This is a genomic window from Kluyvera intermedia (assembly GCF_034424175.1).
GTDB classification, from domain to species: Bacteria; Pseudomonadota; Gammaproteobacteria; order Enterobacterales; family Enterobacteriaceae; genus Kluyvera; species Kluyvera intermedia.
On record NZ_CP139986.1, the window covers coordinates 70,295 to 91,311 of the forward strand.

23 protein-coding genes are annotated in these 21,017 nt (G+C 50.6%); 14 read left to right on the top strand and 9 right to left on the bottom strand.

Annotated features, from left to right (window positions below; genetic code table 11):
- The first annotated feature begins 214 nt into the window (after window positions 1–214).
- The 11 genes from U0026_RS00335 to U0026_RS00385 all read left to right on the top strand — a co-directional run bounded on the left by U0026_RS00335 (window position 215) and on the right by U0026_RS00385 (window position 11,151).
- Window positions 215–1,246, top strand: a complete 1,032-nt coding sequence (locus U0026_RS00335; protein ID WP_062779157.1) for a sigma-54 interaction domain-containing protein — start codon at window positions 215–217, stop codon at window positions 1,244–1,246.
- A 19-nt stretch (window positions 1,247–1,265) separates the two neighbouring features.
- On the top strand, window positions 1,266–1,634 hold the full coding sequence (locus U0026_RS00340; RefSeq protein ID WP_062779154.1) for a flagellar hook-basal body complex protein FliE: 369 nt from the start codon (window positions 1,266–1,268) through the stop codon (window positions 1,632–1,634).
- A 10-nt stretch (window positions 1,635–1,644) separates the two neighbouring features.
- Window positions 1,645–3,342 (top strand): flagellar basal-body MS-ring/collar protein FliF, encoded by a 1,698-nt coding sequence (gene fliF, locus U0026_RS00345; RefSeq protein ID WP_062779151.1) that lies wholly within the window; start codon window positions 1,645–1,647, stop codon window positions 3,340–3,342.
- Window positions 3,314–4,339, top strand: coding sequence for a flagellar motor switch protein FliG (locus tag U0026_RS00350; protein ID WP_062779148.1), 1,026 nt, complete (start codon window positions 3,314–3,316; stop codon window positions 4,337–4,339). The genes fliF and U0026_RS00350 overlap by 29 nt, the downstream gene beginning before the upstream one ends.
- 2 nt (window positions 4,340–4,341) lie before the next feature.
- Entirely contained in the window at window positions 4,342–5,100 is a 759-nt protein-coding gene (gene fliH / locus U0026_RS00355) for a flagellar assembly protein FliH (protein ID WP_062779145.1), read from the top strand.
- On the top strand, window positions 5,087–6,406 hold the full coding sequence (fliI, locus tag U0026_RS00360; RefSeq protein ID WP_062779142.1) for a flagellar protein export ATPase FliI: 1,320 nt from the start codon (window positions 5,087–5,089) through the stop codon (window positions 6,404–6,406). The genes fliH and fliI overlap by 14 nt, the downstream gene beginning before the upstream one ends.
- A gap of 6 nt (window positions 6,407–6,412) precedes the next feature.
- Entirely contained in the window at window positions 6,413–6,859 is a 447-nt protein-coding gene (gene fliJ / locus U0026_RS00365) for a flagellar export protein FliJ (protein ID WP_062779139.1), read from the top strand.
- A gap of 2 nt (window positions 6,860–6,861) precedes the next feature.
- Window positions 6,862–8,313, top strand: a complete 1,452-nt coding sequence (locus U0026_RS00370) for a glycosyltransferase family 2 protein (RefSeq protein ID WP_241973921.1) — start codon at window positions 6,862–6,864, stop codon at window positions 8,311–8,313.
- A complete protein-coding gene (locus U0026_RS00375) occupies window positions 8,300–9,241 on the top strand; it encodes a hypothetical protein (protein WP_062779136.1) in 942 nt (313 codons plus the stop codon). The genes U0026_RS00370 and U0026_RS00375 overlap by 14 nt, the downstream gene beginning before the upstream one ends.
- A 93-nt stretch (window positions 9,242–9,334) precedes the next feature.
- Entirely contained in the window at window positions 9,335–9,667 is a 333-nt protein-coding gene (locus U0026_RS00380; RefSeq protein WP_241973924.1) for a glycosyltransferase family 25 protein, read from the top strand.
- An 86-nt stretch (window positions 9,668–9,753) separates the two neighbouring features.
- Complete coding sequence (locus U0026_RS00385; RefSeq protein ID WP_241973925.1) at window positions 9,754–11,151, top strand: glycosyltransferase family protein; 1,398 nt, start codon at window positions 9,754–9,756, stop codon at window positions 11,149–11,151.
- Between the two features lie 107 nt (window positions 11,152–11,258).
- Here U0026_RS00385 and U0026_RS00390 read toward each other — a convergent pair.
- The 9 genes from U0026_RS00390 to U0026_RS00430 all read right to left on the bottom strand — a co-directional run bounded on the left by U0026_RS00390 (window position 11,259) and on the right by U0026_RS00430 (window position 18,658).
- Window positions 11,259–11,956, bottom strand: a protein-coding gene (locus U0026_RS00390; protein WP_223364178.1) for an IS1-like element IS1B family transposase whose coding sequence is annotated in 2 segments (ribosomal slippage) — window positions 11,259–11,707 and window positions 11,707–11,956 — 699 coding nt in all. Because the reading frame shifts where the segments join, the coding sequence is not laid out codon by codon here.
- A 74-nt stretch (window positions 11,957–12,030) separates the two neighbouring features.
- A complete protein-coding gene (locus tag U0026_RS00395) occupies window positions 12,031–12,594 on the bottom strand; it encodes a DUF6680 family protein (RefSeq protein WP_062779862.1) in 564 nt (187 codons plus the stop codon).
- A gap of 189 nt (window positions 12,595–12,783) precedes the next feature.
- Window positions 12,784–13,695: a sce7725 family protein gene (locus U0026_RS00400; RefSeq protein WP_062779860.1), complete on the bottom strand. Its 912-nt coding sequence runs from the start codon at window positions 13,693–13,695 to the stop codon at window positions 12,784–12,786.
- The gene (locus U0026_RS00405; RefSeq protein WP_062779858.1) at window positions 13,647–14,543 is read right to left on the bottom strand and encodes a sce7726 family protein; all 897 of its coding nucleotides are present in this window, start codon (window positions 14,541–14,543) and stop codon (window positions 13,647–13,649) included. The genes U0026_RS00400 and U0026_RS00405 overlap by 49 nt, the downstream gene beginning before the upstream one ends.
- Window positions 14,544–14,948: 405 nt before the next feature.
- Window positions 14,949–17,282, bottom strand: a complete 2,334-nt coding sequence (locus U0026_RS00410; RefSeq protein WP_126440947.1) for a primase-helicase zinc-binding domain-containing protein — start codon at window positions 17,280–17,282, stop codon at window positions 14,949–14,951.
- Between the two features lie 14 nt (window positions 17,283–17,296).
- Complete coding sequence (locus U0026_RS00415; protein WP_062779900.1) at window positions 17,297–17,617, bottom strand: DUF5375 domain-containing protein; 321 nt, start codon at window positions 17,615–17,617, stop codon at window positions 17,297–17,299.
- Window positions 17,614–17,841 carry a hypothetical protein gene (locus U0026_RS00420; protein WP_062779898.1) on the bottom strand — a complete coding sequence of 76 codons (228 nt, stop codon included), beginning with the start codon at window positions 17,839–17,841 and terminating at the stop codon, window positions 17,614–17,616. The genes U0026_RS00415 and U0026_RS00420 overlap by 4 nt, the downstream gene beginning before the upstream one ends.
- Window positions 17,838–18,395: a host cell division inhibitor Icd-like protein gene (locus U0026_RS00425; protein WP_062779896.1), complete on the bottom strand. Its 558-nt coding sequence runs from the start codon at window positions 18,393–18,395 to the stop codon at window positions 17,838–17,840. The genes U0026_RS00420 and U0026_RS00425 overlap by 4 nt, the downstream gene beginning before the upstream one ends.
- Window positions 18,392–18,658, bottom strand: a complete 267-nt coding sequence (locus U0026_RS00430) for a helix-turn-helix transcriptional regulator (protein WP_062779894.1) — start codon at window positions 18,656–18,658, stop codon at window positions 18,392–18,394. Before U0026_RS00430 ends, U0026_RS00425 begins: the two co-directional genes overlap by 4 nt.
- Before the next feature lie 551 nt (window positions 18,659–19,209).
- Here U0026_RS00430 and U0026_RS00435 point away from each other — a divergent pair.
- The 3 genes from U0026_RS00435 to U0026_RS00445 are packed head-to-tail and all read left to right on the top strand — an operon-like array spanning window position 19,210 to window position 20,843.
- Window positions 19,210–20,013: a capsid protein gene (locus U0026_RS00435; RefSeq protein WP_126440948.1), complete on the top strand. Its 804-nt coding sequence runs from the start codon at window positions 19,210–19,212 to the stop codon at window positions 20,011–20,013.
- Window positions 20,010–20,252 carry an ogr/Delta-like zinc finger family protein gene (locus tag U0026_RS00440; RefSeq protein WP_062779951.1) on the top strand — a complete coding sequence of 81 codons (243 nt, stop codon included), beginning with the start codon at window positions 20,010–20,012 and terminating at the stop codon, window positions 20,250–20,252. The genes U0026_RS00435 and U0026_RS00440 overlap by 4 nt, the downstream gene beginning before the upstream one ends.
- A 15-nt stretch (window positions 20,253–20,267) precedes the next feature.
- Window positions 20,268–20,843: a phage polarity suppression protein gene (locus U0026_RS00445; protein WP_126440949.1), complete on the top strand. Its 576-nt coding sequence runs from the start codon at window positions 20,268–20,270 to the stop codon at window positions 20,841–20,843.
- Window positions 20,844–21,017 lie beyond the last annotated feature (174 nt).

The window sequence follows — 21,017 nt, forward strand, 5'->3', positions numbered from 1 at the left end:
ACTCATTAAAAATGGGACAATTCTTAGTCGCTGGGTATACTAGGCGGAATATTTCCACGGAAGAGTATTTTCCCCGTGTAGATATCGCAGTATTAAATCTTTATTAGCATTATAAATGTGCTTTTAACTCTCCGTGTAGCAATGTGGTTTTATCATGCCGCTAATAAATGTTTAACCTATTCTTCTATTTGTTCTTTTTTACTGGTACTCCAAAATGAGCATTATCATTGAACGTGAAGACCGTAATGGAAATAGCTTTGTGGCTGTTTCCCCTGCCAGCGTGGGCGTAATCTCATTAGCTCGTCGCGTTGCCAAGTATAATGTTTCCGTATTGGTTACCGGCGAAACCTGGACAGGTAAGGAATGCGTTGCTAAATATATCCATGAACACGCCTGTGGCAGCGATGCTCCGTATGTTGGGGTTAACTGTGCGGCTATTCCAGAAAGTATGCTGGAAGCCGTTTTATTCGGTTATGAAAAAGGCGCATTCACCGGTGCAGTAGCAAGTGTCGCCGGTAAGTTTGAACAGGCAAACGGCGGAACGCTGCTGTTGGATGAAATTGGTGATATGCCACTTTCATTACAGGCGAAGTTATTACGCGTATTGCAGGAGCAGGAAGTCGAACGTTTGGGAAGCCATAAACGTATTCCCCTCGACATTCGTCTGGTGGCTTCAACCAATAAAGACCTGCAGCAAGAGATTGCCGAAGGCCGTTTCCGCCAGGATCTGTTTTACCGTATTTCGGTGGTGCCGATTCACATCACGCCATTACGTGAACGTAAGCAGGACATTTTACCGCTGGTTCAGCGTTTTATCGCCAAGTACCGCGCCTTCCATAAAGGCGATGTTCGCTTAAGTGATGATGCCCGAAATGCCCTGCTCGGCTATGACTGGCCGGGAAATGTGCGTGAGCTGGAAAACGTTATCCAGCGCGGCATGATCCTCGGTAACGGTGACGAAATTAAAGCCGCTGACTTCGGTCTGGTACCGCGTGTTCCGCTGCCGGAAACCCCGGCTGTGGGCATGATGCCCGCTTACCGTGAACAGGATACGGGAAGCTCGGCGATTCGTGACGTCAAACTGCACGGACGTCTGGCGGAATATCAGTACATCATCGACCTGCTAAAACGCCATCAAGGCAACAAATCTAAAACGGCGGAGTTCCTGGGCATTACGCCAAGAGCACTGCGCTACCGTCTTGCGTCCATGCGTGACGAAGGCATTGATATTGAATGTTATTCCTGAGGCCAGGAAGGAAACAATAATGGACAAAATAGCTGCCGCAGGTATTAACACCGCGCAACAGGCGCTGCTCGGTCGAATGGAGCAGACCGCCATGCTGGCTTCTGCCGGTACGATAAATTCCTCGCAGGAAATAGCCCCGGCAAACGGTGCATTTACCCGCATGGAACCTGTCTCGTTTTCCAGCGTTCTGAACAACGCCATCAACAATGTTGATGCGCTACAGCACAGCGCAGGGGCAAAACAGACCGCCATTGATATGGGTCAGAGCGACGATTTAGCCGGCGCAATGATTGAGAGTCAGAAAGCCAGCGTGGCCTTCTCGGCGATGATGCAGGTGCGCAATAAGCTCAATAGCGCGCTGGACGAAGTGATGAATATTTCGCTGTAAGGTCTGTACCGTGTTAAACAAAATCAAAAATCGTCTTCCTGCCCTCCCAGTCCCTGCTGGCGTGATGAATCCTAAGCTGCTGATGATTGTTGGCGGCGTGGTGCTCACGCTGGCCATTGTGGCATCGCTTTGGAAAAGCAATCAGGGCTACGTTGCGCTGTACGGCGCACAGGAAAGTATTCCTGTCTCTCAGGTGGTTGAAGTGCTGGGGGCGGAGAATATCGCCTACCGTATTAACCCTGATAACGGCCAGGTGCTGGTCACCGAAAATAACCTCTCTCGAGCACGTATGGCGCTGGCGGCAAAAGGCATTAGCGCCGCGTCGCCAGACGGCTACGAGCTGATGGATAAAGAAGAGATGCTCGGCAGCAGCCAGTTTATTCAGAACGTGCGTTACAAGCGCAGTCTGGAAGGCGAACTGGCGAAAAGCATTATGGCGCTAAACCCGGTTGAGCATGCGCGTGTGCACCTGGGACTAAGCGAATCCAGCTCCTTTGTCCTGACTAATAAACCCAATAGCAGCGCCTCCGTGGTGGTGCAGCTGCGCTATGGCAAACAGCTGGATGAGCAACAGGTCGCTTCCATTGTGCAGTTGGTCTCCGGCTCTGTACCGGGAATGGCGGCGGCGAGCGTTCGTGTTGTCGATCAGATGGGGAACTTACTGTCTGACGGCGTTGCTGGCCCGGATGGCACCATGGCGGGCAAACGCATGGGCGACGACGTGATGCAGCGCATCCGTGAAGACACGAGCAAAAATATCTCGAGCCTGCTGACCTCACTGGTGGGTGCCGGTAATTACCGTATTAGCGTGGCGCCGACCGTTGATTTAAGCCGTGTGGAAGAGACTCAGGAGCGTCTGGGTAAAGATCCGCGCGTCAGCGATGAGCAGCTTAGTCAGGAAAATACCACCAACGAAATGGCCTTCGGTATTCCAGGTTCGCTGAGTAATCGCCCGGTAAATCAGAATCCGCAGGCGGCTGCCGCACAGGCAGCGGGTGCAGATGCGGCGGCTCCGGCTCCGGCGGCGAACACGGCATCGACCAATACCAGCGATCCGCGTTCCTTGATGAATCGCACTCAGGAACAGCGCAAGTATGCGTTCGACCGCGATATCCGCCACATCCGTCATCCGGGCTACAAGCTTGAGAAGATGAGCGTGGCTGTTGCGCTCAATCAGACGGCGCCTGCGCTCGCCAATATTACACCTGAGCAACTGACCTCCATCACGCGTCTGGTGGAGAGCGCCGCCGGAATCGATAAGCAGCGTGGTGATGCGCTAACGCTTGATGTGCTGGCCTTCACGGTACCCGTGGCAGACAGCGTGCTGAGTGAGAAATGGTGGAAAGACCCGGATATGCAGTACTGGGGACAAAGCGGCGGCATAGGCTTGCTGGCGTTGCTGACCCTGCTGTTTGGCGTGCGTCCGCTGGCGCAACGTTTCGGTCGTCGTGAGCGCGTTGTTAAGGATGCCGGTCAGCGAGACCAGAATCTGCTGACCGATGACTCCACGGTGGTAGAAGACAATCTCTCCGCACTGCCGAAAGTGGGCTTTAACAATAATGATGAGCTGCTGCCGCCGCAAAGCTCTGGCCTTGAAACCAAAGTGGAGTATCTCCAGGTTCTGGCCCAGAGCGAAACCGAGCGCGTCGCAGATGTTCTGAAACAATGGATCAACAGCAATGACCGAAGCAACAGCAAGCAAGACTAATAATGTCAGCAGCCGCAGCCGCCTTGAGCAGGCGGCGATCCTGCTGCTAAGCGTAGGTGAAGAAGCGGCCGCGCAGGTCATGCAGAAACTCAACCGCGAAGAGGTGGTGCTGCTGAGCGAAACCATGGCGCGCTTACATGACGTGAAAGTAAATCAGGCGCGTCAGGCGATGAATAACTTTTTCTCTGATTACAGCGAGCAGAGTGGCATCAATGGCGCATCGCGCTCTTACCTGCGAAGCATTCTGGAAAAAGCGCTGGGTGGCGAAATTGCCCGCAGCGTGATTAACGGTATTTACGGCGATGAAATTCGCTACCGCATGGCGCGCCTGCAGTGGGTAGATACCCCACAACTGGCGGCATTGATTGAGCAGGAACATCTGCAATTGCAGGCAGTGTTCCTCGCCTTTCTGCCGCCGGATATTGCCGCCAGCGTGCTGAGCGTTCTGCCGCGCGAGCGCCAGGATGAAATTATCTACCGCGTTGCCCGCCTGGACGACATCAACCGTGATGTGATTGATGAGCTGGATCGCCTGATTGACCGCGGAATTGCCGTGCTCTCCGAACACGGCTCGAAGGTTGTGGGCATCAAGCACGCCGCCAATATCGTCAACCGTATTCCCAACAACCAGCAAGAACTGCTGGATCAGCTGCGTGAACGTGATGAGAGCGTGGTGGACGATCTCCAGGACGAAATGTATGAATTCTTTATCTTAAGTCGCCAGACGCCGGTGACCTTGCAGCGCCTGATGGATGAAGTGCCAATCGACGAATGGGCGGTGGCGCTCAAAGGCACTGAGCCGGTATTGCGTCAGGCTATTTTCAACGTGATGCCAAAGCGCCAGGTGACCTTGCTGCAAAGCACTACCAACCGTCTGGGGCCTGTGCCCGTCAGTCGTATTGAGCAGGTGCGTAAAGAGATTATGCAGACTCTACGCCAGCTGGTCGCTGAAGGTGAAATCCAGGTACAGCTGTTCGCAGAGCAGACGGTGGACTAAGCATGTTTAAGAAACGCAGCTTTCCGCTGGAGGCGCTGACCTCTCGTCGCCAGGCCGTGGTGAAACCGCGACTGCACCAATTTCCTCCGTTACGTAAGCGTTGGGCAAATCCTCACGCACCCGTCGAAGAGGAAACCGGCGCGGGCGCCGATCCTGCGGCCTATCAGCAGCAGTTGCAGGAAGGTTTTCGCGAAGGCGTTAATCAGGGCTTTGCCCAAGGGATGACCGAAGGGAAAGAAGAAGGTTACCAGGAAGGCGCGCGTCTTGGCTTTGATGAGGGAATGCGTAAAGGTCTGGCGGAAGGTAAACAGCAGGCACGCCAGCAGTTTCTGGAAGCCGCTGCGCCATTTGAGCGTGTGACCGCTGACGTTCAGCGTTTTCTTGAAAGCTACGAACAGCGCCGCCGTGAAGAACTGATGCAACTGGTGGAAAAAGTGACTCGTCAGGTGATTCGCTGTGAGCTGGCGCTTCATCCAACCCAATTACTTGCACTGGTTGAAGAAGCGCTAACCAGCCTGCCGCAGCCGCCGGAGCAGATCCGCGTGCTGCTTAACGCCGAAGAGTTCCGCCGTATCAATGAGGCGGAGCCGGAGAAAGCACGCGAGTGGGGGCTTACCGCCGATCCCGCGTTAGAGCCGGGCGAATGTCGCGTGGTGACCGATACCACTGAAATGGACGTGGGATGCCAACATCGCCTCGACCAGTGCGTCGCTGTGCTAAAAGACAATCTGCTGCCGGAAGCGGTCCATGAGCAACCTTGATTTCGAGCAGGCGCTGCGCTCCATAGAGCATATCGATCTCGCCCGCGTGGCCGGGCGTCTGGTTCGCGTCAACGGCATTTTGCTGGAGTGTGTCGGCTGTCGGTTGGCGATTGGCCAGATGTGCCATGTCGAAAGCATCGAGCAAGAGATGATAGAAGCGCAGGTAGTCGGTTTTGACCGTGAAGTCACCTACCTGATGCCGTTCAAACAACCTTCCGGCCTGATTGCCGGTGCCCGCGTTTTTCCTGCTGGAAAAAGCGAAGGCGTGATGATTGGCGATCAGTGGCTGGGGCGCGTGGTCAACGGCCTCGGCGAGCCGCTGGATGACAAAGGTAAGTTGGGTGGTGAGACGTTACTGCCGCAGCAGCTGCCGCAGATTCACCCATTAAAACGTCAGCCGGTGGAAGCGCCGTTGGATGTGGGCGTACGTGCAATCAACGGCTTGCTGACCATCGGCAAAGGCCAGCGCGTGGGGCTGATGGCGGGGAGCGGCGTGGGCAAAAGCGTGCTGCTGGGGATGATCACGCGTTACACCCAAGCCGAAGTGGTTGTGGTGGGGCTAATCGGCGAACGCGGTCGCGAAGTCAAAGAGTTTATCGAAAACTCGCTCCAGGCTGCCGGGCTGGCGAAGTCGGTGATTGTGGCGGCACCGGCGGATGAATCGCCGCTGATGCGTATTAAGGCGACCGAGTTATGCCACACCATCGCCAGCTATTACCGCGATAAAGGCAAAGACGTGCTGTTGCTGGTGGATTCATTGACCCGCTATGCCATGGCGCAGCGCGAGATTGCACTGTCGCTCGGTGAACCGCCCGCCACCAAAGGTTATCCGCCTTCAGCCTTCAGCATGATCCCCCGTCTGGTGGAGAGTGCGGGAAACAGTGGAAGTACAGGATCGTTGACCGCCCTCTACACCGTGTTGGCGGAAGGCGATGATCAGCAGGATCCGATTGTTGACTGCGCGCGTGCGGTGCTCGACGGCCATATCGTTCTGTCGCGTCATCTTGCTGAGGCAGGACACTATCCGGCCATTGATATCGGGCAGTCTATTAGCCGCTGTATGAGCCAGGTCACCAGCCGTGAACATCAACTCGCTGCACGAACGCTTAAGCAACTGTATGCCGAATATCAAAGCATTAAACCGCTGATCCCGCTCGGAGGGTACGTTGCCGGGGCCGATCCGCTGGCCGATAGGGCCGTGCGCCTCTCCCCGGCTATCACGCAGTTCTTACAGCAAGAAGTGCAGGATGCGGCGCTTATGGATTCCACCATCACCGATCTACGCACGTTGGCGCAAGCAGGGTAATACGCGATGAGCAAATTGATTTCGACACTTGAACAGCTTCACCTGCTGCGTCACCGCGCGGTGGACGATTTAAGCCTCAAGCTGGCGACGCAAAAGCAGGTTTGTCAGCGTTTTGAGAAAAACATTGATGCGCTGACGTCGTTGGCTACGGGACTGGTGACGCAAAGCGCCAATAGTGCGGCGATGATGATTAACCAGTCGAAATATAAACACAATATTCAGCGTGTTATCGATTGGCAAAAGCAGGAGCAAGCGCTGGCGCATCTCGAAGCCCAAAAGATTCAGGGTAACCTGCTGGCCGAGTCCCGGCGGGAAAAAAGCCTTGAGCTGGTGCTGGATGCCAAACGTAGCGACCGTCTGATGGAAATGAACCGCCGCGAGCAAAAAATGACTGACTCTATCTCCGCCCAATGCTGGCTGCGCCAACAGCAGGCCACTGCCCGCCAACGATAACGATGATGACGACGACCAAACCTACTTTGATGTCGGCGCTTCTGGCACGCCAGCAGCGCACGCAACCGCAGCCAACGCCGTTTGTGAGCGTGGTGTGTCCAACCTATAACCGTCGCGAGTTTCTGCCCTATCTGCTTTATATCTGGCAGTACCAGGACTATCCAGCAGACAGGCGCGAGCTGATTATTCTCGACGATTCGCCGACCAGCAACGCCGACCTGATTGCGATGATGAGCGACCCTTCACAGCCGAATGTGCGCTATATCCACAGCCCCGAACGGCTGACGCTGGGCAATAAACGTAACCGCCTCAACGATCTTGAGACCGGTGACTACATCATCTGCTTTGATGACGATGACTATTACGCGCCGAACAAAATCGCCCACCAGGTGGCGCAGATGCAGGCGAACAACGCCCTGTTCTCCGGCAGTGACCAGATCTACATCTGGTATAGCCATCTGGACAAAATCTACCTGACCCACTCGTTCGGACAGCGCCACGCGTTAAACGGTACTTTCGGCTATCACCGCAACCTGCTGAAAAAGCATCGTTATGACGATGAAGCCACGAAAGCGGAAGAGGGCGGATTCCTCAATAATTTTACGACTCCGGTTCAGCAGATTGACCCAAAGCAGGCGATTTTGTGCATCTCGCACAGCAGCAATACCTACGACAAAGACTTTATTCTCGACAGCTCTACGCCGGTGGATTTAACGCTGGAAGATTTCGTCAGTGATGCCAATTTGCTGGCGCACTATCGCCGTCTGAGCACCGCGCCGATGAGCACCCAGGTGAACTGGACGGCGTTTGAAAAAATTGTCGTGCTGTATGACTCGCAACAGGAAGCCGGGTTGCCTACGTACTGCGAGTTTCTGTTGGCGCTGGGCGTACAGGCAGGACAAATCGTGCCGGTTGCTAAAGTCCCGGCGGAGTCTGCCATCGCTGCCGAGCGTTTAACGCATTATCAGGTGCTTGAACAAGCGAAGCAGCAGGAGTGGCAAAACGTCGTGCTGCTTGATGCCGAGCTGCAATTTGTCAGAAAAGAGAATGCCGTGAATAACATCAACAAGCTGCTAAACGGCCTGAATCAGGTTGACTGGCAGATGTTGTTGTTGGGCGGCCGCTACGAAAACTTTACGCCGACCCAGTCTTTACAAGGGGTTGCGCGGATCTATAACGCCGGGTGCGCATGCGCCTATGCGGTGAATGCGGGCTATTACGGGGTGCTGTTGGATGCCTATCGTCAGGCCATCGAACAGGACGTGAGCCTTGATCGCTGTTGGACGGCGTTGATGAGTAAGAACGCGATGTGGCTGGGCTTTAGCCCAAGCTTCGCCTTCTTACAGCATCACCCGCACCCGACAACCGGCGAGCTGATTGACTGCACGCATTGGTTCTTCCGTAAACACCGTGAACCCGAGACTGCTAAAGAGACCCAACATGGAACTGATTGAACATTACCAACCTGAATTCGTCTCACGTTTCGATGCGCGCGAGACGCCATGCGCCTGTCCGGCCTGTCAGAGCAGCGATGAAAGCTGGCCGCACATCAGCATGAAGCTGAAAAGCCAGCAGCGTGAAAGCCTGGATATTGGCTGCGAAACGGCGGCCAAAGAGATGTTGTTCAACCCGGAGGCCTTTGTGCTGCATACCGAAAAAGCGGCGGCGCAGAGCGATGAGCCGCTTTCGGCGTGGAACGAGATGCTTAATCAGCAGTGCATCAACTTGGCGGTGCATCCGGCGCTGAATCTTGATGTGAGTCTCTATGCTATCGGCGTGCTATTGAGTAAAGCACAGCAGCATCGCGATAACGGCGAGAACGATCCGGTCCTGCTCTCCAGCATGGGCGAACAGCTGGCGCAGCTTGCGGAACAAGGCGTATTGGCACAACAGTTTGCCATGCTGCCGCCGATTGCAGAAAACCGTATTGCCGCGCTCAAAGAGATGGGAGCGATGCGCCTGAATCTGAACCTGCCGATGGTTGAGAAAATGGGTATGGCGCTGAAACTTAGCGAGCTGTCGATTATGCAGGACGCTCGTCTGGCAGAACGTCAGCAGCAGCTGGAATCTGCGTGGAATGACATTGCGTTGTTTGATGAACAGCCGCATGCTCTACGCAACACCCTGATTTATCAGCTCTATAGTGGCATTTTCCCCGGCCTGAACGTCAGCAACTACGGTGAAGCGTTCCTCGGGCTGGCGCGTCAGTTCTTCCATATCAAAATGCTGTGTGCGATTCGTCACGAGCAGGGGACATTAACTCAGGATGACGTTGCGCTGTTAATGAGCGCGCTACGCGGCTGGCAGCAGCAAAACCCGTTTATTGCTGAGGCGGGCAATACGGCGGATTATAGTTTGCTGTGTGGGTTATCGCTGTTGTAGGTGCGGTATCAAACTGTCTAAAAATACCGCTCAAATTAGCGGTATTTTTTCATCTCTATTTTAACAATCAAATTTAATAAATAATTAGAAAAGATGACGTTAATTAATTGGAAAATTATCGATAAAGTTATTTTTATCAATCTGAATCATCGGAAAGATCGTCGTGTACGTATGTCCAGACACTTAAAAAAAATGGGTGTAGAAAAAGAAAAAATAGTACGACTGGAAGCGATTGAACATACGCCCGGTTTTATCGGTTGTACTCTTTCTCATATTGCTGCACTGGAATTGGCTCAGCAAAACAAATGGCAGCGAGTACTTATTCTGGAAGATGATTTTTCTTTCAATGAAACAGATGAAAACCACGCCAATTTAAATAGATATTTTGATGCGCTAGAAAAAGTGAACTGGAATGTGGCTTTTTAGCCGCCAATTATGATCGGGTGACGCCGCTCAAAAGCGTTGATTACATCGTCAAAGCTGAAAAGGCCTGGTGCGCATGTGCCTACATTGTGAATAGTACCTATCTCGATAGGTTGATCTACAACTATCGCTCAGGGTTACAAGCTTTACTCCAGGGAGGAATGCAGCAAGAGTTTGCATTGGATGTTCATTGGCATAGATGTATGCAGGAAGATCTGTGGATTGGTATTTTCCCTAATAGCGGTTACCAGCTCCCGGACAAAAGCGATATTGAAGGGAAGGTTGTTGACTATGAACAACTTTTTAATAAGCCATTAAACAGTATTACCGTTCCTGAGAAGTTTACTCCTTCAACATCAGGACCGATCAAAGTTGATTTCTATTTTCAATGGTCACCAGGGTGGACTAACTTTGAGTCAGTGATCCAGACCATGATGAATAATCCTGCCTTTGATTGCCAGGTGGTAGTGGTACCTTACCTAAACTGGAAGGCGACAGATATTAATGGTGATATCCAACGCCGTATTCTTAGTAAACAACATATTGAATATATTGGATTTGAGGATTACTCGCTGGAAACCAGAAGACCAGACGTCGTCTTTTTGCAAAATCCCTACGATGAAGCTCGACCAGAAACTTTCCGTAGCCAATATTTACACCAACGAGGCGTAAAAATAGCCTATATCCCCTATGCTCTTGATACCGGCATAGGCGAAGAAAGTATGGTCTATCAATACAATCTATTATGCCAGAATATTGCAACGTGGATTTTTGCCCGATCGCAGCGGCATAAAGATGAATTTGCAGTCCAATGCCAGGCGGGTAATAAACATGTCCATGTTACTGGGCATCCAAAGTTTGATTATTATGATGCACGCTATAACAAAAAAAATGCTGCATTTCAAAATCAAAGAAAAAAGACACTGCTGTGGACAACACATTTTGTGCTGCCAGGTGAGGTTAAAATGTATACCACGTTTAATCTCTATTGCCGTGTTTTCATGAAAATAATGATGCGTGATGATATTCATCTTATCATCCGTCCACATCCTTTATTTACACAATGGATTGATGCTGCAAGTCAAAGCGCACGGGATAATTATCAGAAACTTGTTACTCTTTCGGCGACCAGAGATAATGTGACTTGGGATACGAGTGAAAATTATCAAGACTCATTCTCAAAATCAGATGCACTCATTGCTGATGCAGGATCATTTCTACTCGAATATCTTCCGTCGACAAAACCAATTCTTTATTTAACACATGAAACATGTCATGGCTTAAATAAAACAGCTGATTTTATTTATTCTTCCTATGATGTTGCCTGGCATGAAAATGATATTAATAAATTTGTTGATAATGTTGTAAGTAATAATGATTTGATGAAACCACTTCGCGAAAAGGTACTAAAGGAAGAACTTTGCATTGATGGGGTCTCGGCTGCCGAAAAGATTGCAAATGTAATATTAAAAACCTTACGTGACTGATGTCTAGTGATTATTTTCTTAAGAATTAAAAGGGTAGCGTGAAATGAAAAATATTGCCGTAATTCTTTCTGGTGGTGTGGGGGCTCGGTTCGGGTAATGACTCCAACTTATTGATAGTGTTTTATGTTCAGATAATGCCCGATGACTTTGTCATGCAGCTCCACCGATTTTGAGAACGACAGCGACTTCCGTCCCAGCCGTGCCAGGTGCTGCCTCAGATTCAGGTTATGCCGCTCAATTCGCTGCGTATATCGCTTGCTGATTACGTGCAGCTTTCCCTTCAGGCGGGATTCATACAGCGGCCAGCCATCCGTCATCCATATCACCACGTCAAAGGGTGACAGCAGTCTCATAAGACGCCCCAGCGTCGCCATAGTGCGTTCACCGAATACGTGCGCAACAACCGTCTTCCGGAGCCTGTCATACGCGTAAAACAGCCAGCGCTGGCGCGATTTAGCCCCGACGTATCCCCACTGTTCGTCCATTTCCGCGCAGACGATGACGTCACTGCCCGGCTGTATGCGCGAGGTTACCGACTGCGGCCTGAGTTTTTTAAATGGCGGAAAATCGTGTTGAGGCCAACGCCCATAATGCGGGCGGTTGCCCGGCATCCAACGCCATTCATGGCCATATCAATGATTTTCTGGTGCGTACCGGGTTGAGAAGCGGTGTAAGTGAACTGCAGTTGCCATGTTTTACGGCAGTGAGAGCAGAGATAGCGCTGATGTCCGGCAGTGCTTTTGCCGTTACGCACCACCCCGTCAGTAGCTGAACAGGAGGGACAGCTGATAGAAACAGAAGCCACTGGAGCACCTCAAAAACACCATCATACACTAAATCAGTAAGTTGGCAGCATCACCAAATTCTGGAATGGAATAGTTAATTTTCATGCCTTTTTGGGATGCCTACAATTTCCATCTTCAAAGGATGCTCCCCTGAGAACACTGACGCCAAACCCTTTCTTATCCTCATATTGTCATTCTCGATTTCTCCATGAGCAACCGGGGAATAAATAGCTGTTTGCAGTTGTACTCTTTCGAAGTTGTAACCAATGTCTTTAGCGATTTCTGAGAGTAAATCTAAAAATTTCGTATTACTTTCTTGATTCCATATGGCTCCCAATGTTTCATTATCAGGGTATGGGCTATTTAAATGTGTAAAATATAGATTCCACGCTGAAATTACGCGGCCTTCAGATTTGGTTCTCTTTGCCCTATCTTTCTTAATTTTCCCATAAAAAGCTAGATCAATCATATTCAATGCATTTACATGGTTACTCGATAACCGTGCTTTTTGTGAACGGGTTGACATTAGTTGTTTAAAAATTTCAATTTTTAACGACTTAGCTTCTGTGTATCGTTCAATGAGTTTTTGGGATTGAACGGCTAATAGGGGACTAATTAGGGTTGCAGCAATTGCTATGATAGTTAGCGCGATATTCATTTATTCATCTCGTATGCAAAGCGAGAATAATATGAAAATAAATGGATAAAGTAGATAGGCCGAATGGCCTGTAAATGATAATTGGCGGAAGATCACAGGAGTCAGTATTGGCGGGTAACATACTAATATATATAATTTTATTAGGGTGATAACCGCCAAGTTATACACTTCTATATACATACGGAACAACTAGATTGCGATGAAGTTGCAGATTGTTTCAATATGGTGTTCCATCGAAAATTGCTTGACCTGGCCAAGCCCAGGGTAATGTCTACGTGAATGAAGTGCTTTAAACTCACGTAGGCCTAATGTGTTATCAAAGAAACCGGGATAAGTTTGATCATGCACGACAAGCTTTTCTAGAGCTTGCTGGAATTTTCCTGATGGATTCGAGGGGGTGCCATCATCGATTGATGAAAAATGTTTAACGGACATTGCATCAAATTCATCACTATCCAAATAGCTAGCATGAATAGTCACCACGTATGCAGGGCCGCCAGATTCTGCATAATCTGAACCCGCAATATTGAAATCTCCAAAACCAATTACTGAATTGTGGACACCTTTATAACGGACATGCAAATCTGAGAAGTATGAATTTGACGGATAATCAGCATTCCTTTTTTTCTTTTTAAATGGGTCATCCATTAATACAATATTTGATAATTGCTGTAGCACAATGTTAGGTGAACCTTCAGGAATGATATTAATTGTAAATGTTTTTAAACGAGATACCAAATCTCGGGTAACACCACTTTCAACATATGATGCTTTTTCCCCTTTTATAAGACCATTTAATCTATCAAACTCCTGAATGTTATCTATATATTTAATGCAGGGGGTGAATGATATACCTTTGATTTTATATAGTTCATTAATGAATTGATCAGTCTTTCCTTTGAGTTCTCCTATCTCTGAATTGACAATAATAAGTGGCGTAATATTGTTTTTGTTCAATGAGTTAATCGTAGTTTCGAGCTGCTTTGTGTTTTCTCGTACGGGCTCAATAACTGGTTTAAAAAGGCTATTGGGCACAATAGCCGATAGTTCTCTTAACGCTGTAAACTCGAACTGTTTACCTCTGAGTAAAGGGAAGTACATATATCATCCTTTTCAATGTAGCTTGATAGTATTTTGGTCAGTGATCTCTGACGAGACTGATTGATACTAAAACTAATTGCTGATGATTTTAGTGATCTAGGTAACGTATTAATAAAGCTAATGTTGTTTGCTCTATGTATCTTGAGTGAGTCACGGAAGTGCTTTCTTAGAGTTTGAGAGTCTATGTTCTCGAATATTTCTAGGCAAAAAGAATATACATCCATGTTTGGGAGGTCGATTCTCATCCCGGATATTTTTTCGGCCATATGTTTATACTCTGCAATTCGCATAGAACTAATCATTAATTTCGGATTAATTTCCGAATCGATGATCGATGCAGGCTTTATTTCATCCAACTTATTTTTTTCTGTTAGTTCAATGATGCCAACAGTTTCAGGAATTAAAAGCTTGATTTTTTCAATGTGAGTCTTAGCCGCTACGACATAGACCTTATCAAATAAATTAATATATGAGTCTAATTGTTCTGGTAATCTTTTTAGATTATCTAGTTCGGTTTTTATTTCATAGCAAGTTGATAATCCATTTAAAATTACGCAATCTGCTTTATTTGTACCAACTCTAAACTCAGAGAGCATTACTGCTTCGTTTTTCTTATGTTTTTTCAAAAACACTTCGTTTGCTATAATGTTTTTGAAAAAATACTCTGATTTATATTCATGAGATAGCTTTTTAAAAGCTATATCGAATATTTCGGAAACCTTAACAGGGAAAAATTTCGGAGTTAAAGTAGTCGCCGCTAATTCGTGAAGTAACGAAAAATCACCATCTGCAACGGCGTTTATAGCTTGGCTTGTAAATAATTGTCCAATATTCTTATTATTCATCATCTTAACATCAATCTCACTCTGCACCTTTAGCCAAAAATCAGCATTAGTAAACGCTAAGATTAGCTTGATTTCCCTGATCCTCTCAACATTATTAGAGAATTTAAAATTTTTGACGAGTATCGTTAAATCGGCAAATATAAATTAATTGTAGATATATCAATGTGATATTTGGAATCTTCATTGAATACGCAATCATCCTAAACTGACTTCTACTCACTTTAGCCGTACCGGACTCCTCCCTTAAAAGTTTTTTTAGGTTTTACTGTTCACTCTGTTCATCTTTCAATTTTATGTAATTTATTCATTGGCTTAGGTGGTGATTAGACAGTGAAGGGTGAACAGTCGATTGTTCACCCAGCAGGATAATCAGATATAAAAAGACCGGCGATTGCCGGTCTGAGTGGGTTATGTCGCTGCGGTTTCGTCGCACTTCGGCAGCCAGTCGCCATTGCTGTCTTCCCTGAGCGTCAGGTTGGTTTGCGTCCCCTGCTTGGTGTGCCGCTTCTCGTAATTCATCCCGTACTCTTTCAGCATCATCGGCAACCCCAGCCCGAACATTTTCAGGCTCAGCACATGCTTGTAGCCGTTGGCCTCCATATACACCAGATAGGCGTGATAGAGATAATTTCGGGGCTGTCGCGGGATGATATTGGCGTTTCCCATAAACATCCCGTTCGTCTGCGGCAGCGCTTGCAGATAGCCGCAAAAATCAAACGTCGGGTCAGCGTCGCGCTTGATGCTGAGTGCCTCGTCAGAATTCTGCTGTGACTGGAGCAAGGTACGCGCCGTCATCGGGTCTCTAAACTGCTGCATAAGCTGGCGCACGATGATGGCCAGCTCGCATGCGATTTTATCCCTGAGCTGCGGATCGCGTTCCTCCGGGGCGATTTGCTCGGGGAAGTGGATGATTACCCGGCGACGTGATACGCCCCCGCTGCGGTCGGTGAAGCGCATCGGGTTATTGTTCACGGCCAGAATCACCGCCGGGATATAGGCCGAATAGGCGTCGCGGTATTTCGGGTCAACCGACACGGCATCGCCGCCGGTGATGGCCTTAAGTCCTGCGCCGTCCCCGCTCCATTTCTCCTGGTCCGGCAGTCGTATCAACGAGAATCCAATCAGCGCGGCGCGCTCACGTGGTGATTCCAGCGTCTCGATGGTCGCTGACGTGGCGTTGTCTTCCCCGGCGAGCAGGGTCGCAATTTCGGCCAGAATACTTTTTCCGCTCCCGCCGGGTCCGGTGACTTCGAGAAAGAGCTGCCAGTCATAGCGGTTCGCCAGCACCATAAACAGCGCGGCAAGTATCACATTACGTTTATCAGCGTTGCCGCTGGCAGCCCGGTCGAGCCAGCGCCAGAAGTTTGGCGCGTGGGTTTCCAGCGTTTCGCCCTCCACCGGCGGGGTAAAATCCACGTCACACAGGGTGCGCAGCCAGTGCGATTTGCTGTGCGGGCTGAACTTGCCGGTCAGTGTATCGAGTACGCCATTGCGAAAACCAATCAGACGACGCGCCGGGGCGGCCTGCTGCGGGATAATCAGTTTCAGGGTGTCGACCACCGAGGCAATTCGCCCTGACGAGAACGGGGCGCGCAGACGCTGGAATAGCCCGGCCACGTCGCGTGCAAAGTCCGACGGTGGAATGATTTTCCATGTCCCGGCTTCATAGCGTGAGAGGAGCTGGCCGTTCGCATCCACGGCTAGCGCCTCGCCGTAATGCTCATGCACCCGCATCGCCTTTTCACTGGTACTCATGGCGGTAAATTCCGCTTCGCTCATGGTGTCGAAAGGGCTTTGCGCCGCTGGCCTGATGGCACTGTAAATCGCTTTGCGCGTTGCGTCCTCACCTTCCAGCGAAAACGCATCATTCCAGTCACCGAATACCGGCGGGAGGGCAACCGTGCCATTACAGGCCTGTGCGGCCGCTGCGGCTTTGGTCTGGCCGTTCCCGCTGAGGTCGCGGTCGGCTGCGAGGATAATCTGACAGGCCGGGTGTTTCTGACGGGCAAGGCTCGCCAGAGAAAGGAGGTTAACAGACGAGAAAGCCACCATGACGGTTTCGCCGGTCAGGTGATGCACGGTGAGCGCGGTCGCATAGCCCTCCGCTATCCACAGCCGTTTTCCAGCTTCTTTTTTCCCTTCAATAAGGTGATACGCTCCTTTTACCGCTCCGCCTCTCAGGGTGCGTTTGAGGCCGTCAGAATTAATAAGCTGAACGTTAACCAGAGCGCTGGTATCGTCCTGCAGCGGCACGATTAAATCACCGGCGCGGTACGTCACGCCGCCGGTTTTGTGCGTGGTGGTCAGCGTAAGGCATTCGAACGCTGGAAAGCCCTTGAGGGTCAGGTAGGCATTGCCGGTGGCCGGTCGGGTTTTCTCCAGAAGCTTTGCGGCAAGCGTGGCTGCGGCTTTGCGGTTGGCATCAGTTTCAGCCTCAGCGACAGCAATCATGTCCTCAGCAACCGGCGGCAGGCTGCTGGTCAGGGCGCTCACCTTCCCGGCGGCCTCGGAGGGCGACACTCCGAACACCTTCTCGATCAGTTTCAGCCCGTCACCTGCGCCGCACTGGTTGCAGAACCACGTTCCGCGTCCCTCTTTATCATCGAAGCGAAAGCGGTCAGAGCCACCGCACACCGGGCAGGCCTGATGCTGGTTTTTAATCACCTTCACACCCAGAGCCGGGAGAATGCGCGGCCAATGGCCGCACGCCTGTTTTACGGTTTCTGTTACGTTCATTTTCATTGTTATTTTCTCCCTCAGTGCACAACCGGCGCGGCGATATGACGGGCGCAGAGTTCATCCATGACGGCCATCCCGAGAAAGGACAGCGACGGCGCGGCTTTTAGTGGTCCGGCTTCCATTAAATCTTCGAGCAGCGCACAGGCAATCTGACGGCCTTTTACCTCGCCGTGCTGGCGCAGATAAAAGCCCTCCAGTTCGTTAGAAATGGCGTTTTCCAGCGCGTCGAGGGTGAGGTGTGGATAGCGTTGCTGTCGTTCGCACAGGGTCAGCCATGCACAGGCGATGGCACGACGGTAAAGCACAGAACGAAGAGTAGGGGATAGTTCGGTTTTCATACGTTGCCCTCCCCGGCCAGCCAGCGCTGGTTGCATCGTTCGACCACACCGTCGAGCTGGGCAGTCATGAGATAAATTACGGAGGTGAGCTGTAACTGCTGTGCCGGATCACGGCGAATGGTCGTGCAGTCCTGCGCCTGCATCAGATTGCCGACGAGCTGTCCGACATTACGCATATGCTCAAGGCATTCGAGGTCAGGGGAGGTAATAGTAACGTGTCTCATGCGCGCACCTCCGCAACCGGCAGACGGCCAGCGAACGAAAGGACGTAATCGCGAACGAGGGAAAGACGTGCGGCATGTTCATCACCAGCAACAGTGCGGAGCATACAGATACGGGGCTTACGGTCTGCACGACGAACGGCGGCAAACACGAAGACAAATTGCGGGTGAGACAGGGTGAGGGTAGTAGCCATAAGGGCAGCCTCCAATAAGTAGCGGTTATTGCTACCACCGGAAACGCCAATTTCACTGGTGGTAGCCCGAACGGGGTTGGCGTAACCGGCCTTATTGGAAACCGGCCAGCCCGAAGGCTGCCCCGCCCGGACTACCATTATCTGACAGGAGCCACGGTGTATATGCAAACACCACAGCCCGGAAAATGGGTGTGCCTGAGCTACGACGTAAAAAAAGACGCAAGACGCGTCTAAGGTCGCCAATAAGTTAAACGGAACGCCAATTCCGGCTGCCGATTTTGCGACAGCGGGAAAACTATACCTGGAAACGGCGAACGGAAGCAAGCCAGAAAAAGGGGCTTTCAGAAAAACGGCCATCATCATGCGTCACAGCCCCGGTTACGGTCGGCGATCCGCTCGGCCATCCATGCGGTAATTTCTGACTGCGCCCACGCCACGTTTTTACCGCCAAGTGAGATCTGTTTCGGGAAAGCCTCCCGGCTGATGAGGTCATAAATCGTGGAGCGGGACAGGCCGCACAGGTGCATCACTTCGGGCAGGCGAATAAAGCGCTCCTGAGCGGCGTCAGAAAACGGTATTGGTGGGGCGACTGGCGCAGAAGACGGGGAAGAAAAAGCGATGTGCATTGGGCTACCTCATAAAGTCCATACAGTGCCGGTCGTGTCTGCCCGGCTTCAGGTAGCTCCTTATTATGGTTATATTTTTCCTCAGGTCATGTGAGATTTTTATGAAAACAAACATTGACTTTACGCTTATGAAAGCAATGGCAAACATTGGCAATCGTTGACAATTATTGATAACAAAATGGTAAACCGCTGATTGCTTTTATTTATATATTCCATTTTTTTAATCGCCAAAAAGTCTAACGGATTGATTAGCTGAAAAAACTGAAGGGTGAACAGTGGTGAACAGTGGTGAACAGACGGTGAACAGTCACTCTCCAACTGTTCACCCTTTAATTTACTGTATTACTTATCTTTTTTATTAAGGTGAACAGTGGTGAATAGTTATCAGTAAAAAAACAAATGATGAATAAGGGTTTTCCTGCGACCTTTCTCTGGCAAGCCGGGTTTTTAAGTCCTGTTTGTGTCGTGGCTGCTACAACCTCAATGAATCGAGTTGTTGTCTGAGGGGCGGCAGAATGGCGTCAGGTTGAAAACACACAGAGAGCCCGACGATGAAACCAGAGTTATTTACTTCAGTAATGAAAACCATTGGTCACACGCAGAATGAGACTATCCGTACGGCCATTGAGAATGCACTGGATACTATTAATGAGAAAGCAAACCAGAACGCAGAGACCACAATAAACAACGCACTTGATGCGTTTAGTCAGGCTAAATCCGCACACACGGAAAATATGCTGAAACTGAATGATATCGAGGCCGCCATTACCCGCAGCGAGAAAGAACGCCAGAACGCGCTGAATGAGAGTGCTGAAGCTGAGCAGAACTGGCGTACCCGTTTTCGCGAACTGCGCGGCATGATGACCCCGGAGCTGAAAGCCGAACATGGTCAGCGGGTGGCCGGTCGTGAGTTGGCGGAAGAATTCACTGCTCTGATTGCTGAACTGGAAGATGATAAGACCCGTACCATGCTGGCAGCCTGCGCATCAGGAGATAAGTACGTCGGCACCCATTTTACGGTATTCTCTGCCTATGCCCGAAACGAGTGGGCAGCCATGATGAAAGACATTCCTCCTGCACTGGTACGCGCTTTTGCTTTGCGTCTGCGTGAACTCAAAATGAGTGGAGAAGAACACCCTCACAATATTCTGATTCAGGAGCTGGGCGAGAACGTACTGGCACAGAGCCAGTATTACGCATTCAGCATGGAGCATGAGCCGGTAATTTCACAGACTGGACTTCACCGCCCGGCACTCACTGGCGTGGATATGAAACTGTATAAAAGCCCTGCTCAGAGGATGTTACGGGCTAAAGAACTGGCACAGCAGAAACAACCGCAGGGGGTGAAGCCATGATGCGCTGTCCGTACTGCAAACAGGCCGCCCATGTTCGCACCAGTCGTTACCTGTCGGATAACGTCAAACAGAGCTATCTCCAGTGCGTGAATGTCTTCTGCTCCGCGACCTTTCGCACCATCGAATCTATCGATGAGGTGATTCGGCCACCGGCAGAAGAAAAGCCTACCCCGTCACCAGCAGCACCCGTGACGCCGCCCCGTATTCTGGACTGCGCCCGTTCATCACTGCGCCACTGATTCAGGAGAAAAGAAATGATACGAGCACCACTGGAGCAGGCCTTTGAGACCTGTCAGAAGAATAAAACAGACTGGATGCACAGCAAGTCCGCGCTGGCACAGGCAGAAATGGCGCTGAAAGAGCATGAGCTGACCTGCATCCGTTATGAGCCAGACGCAGCACAGGCGCTGCGTGATGATATTGACCTGAAAAAATGGGCAGTAAACCAGTCAGCCGGTCGGTATATCCGGTCACATGAGACTGTGCAGCGTATCAGCATGCGTCGCCAGCTCCACGCCTTTATGCAGGTCAGTGGCGACCCGCTAGCCGCAGCACTGGCGCCGGAATTAATGCACCTCAGCGAACAACCTGAAATCGTCAGAGAACGGGCTCTCGACCGGGCGGCCGACAGCATTCGCGAAGCGCTATCAGTCCATCTGGCCAGCGGAAGAGATATTCATTATGCGCAGGATGATCGGGATATTCTGACGACCATAGGGTTCCGACCTGACAGAGCCTCCAGAGAGGACAACCGGGCAAAATATACACCTGAACAAAGTCAGATTTTCATATGCCGACAGGCCGCGCAGACCCGCAAAAAATCCGCATAAAACGCCCCGAAAATACCCGTCTTTTTAAGAAAAATAGCCATGCATGCATACGCTGCATGGCTTTGCATGAAAAACCCTGAATTTTCCACCCCCCGCCGCACCAGTGCTGGCGCGGCCTGAAGCCCTTCATGCACCTGCATTAAAAGCGCCCCCGGAAGCGGGCAGGCGAGGAGG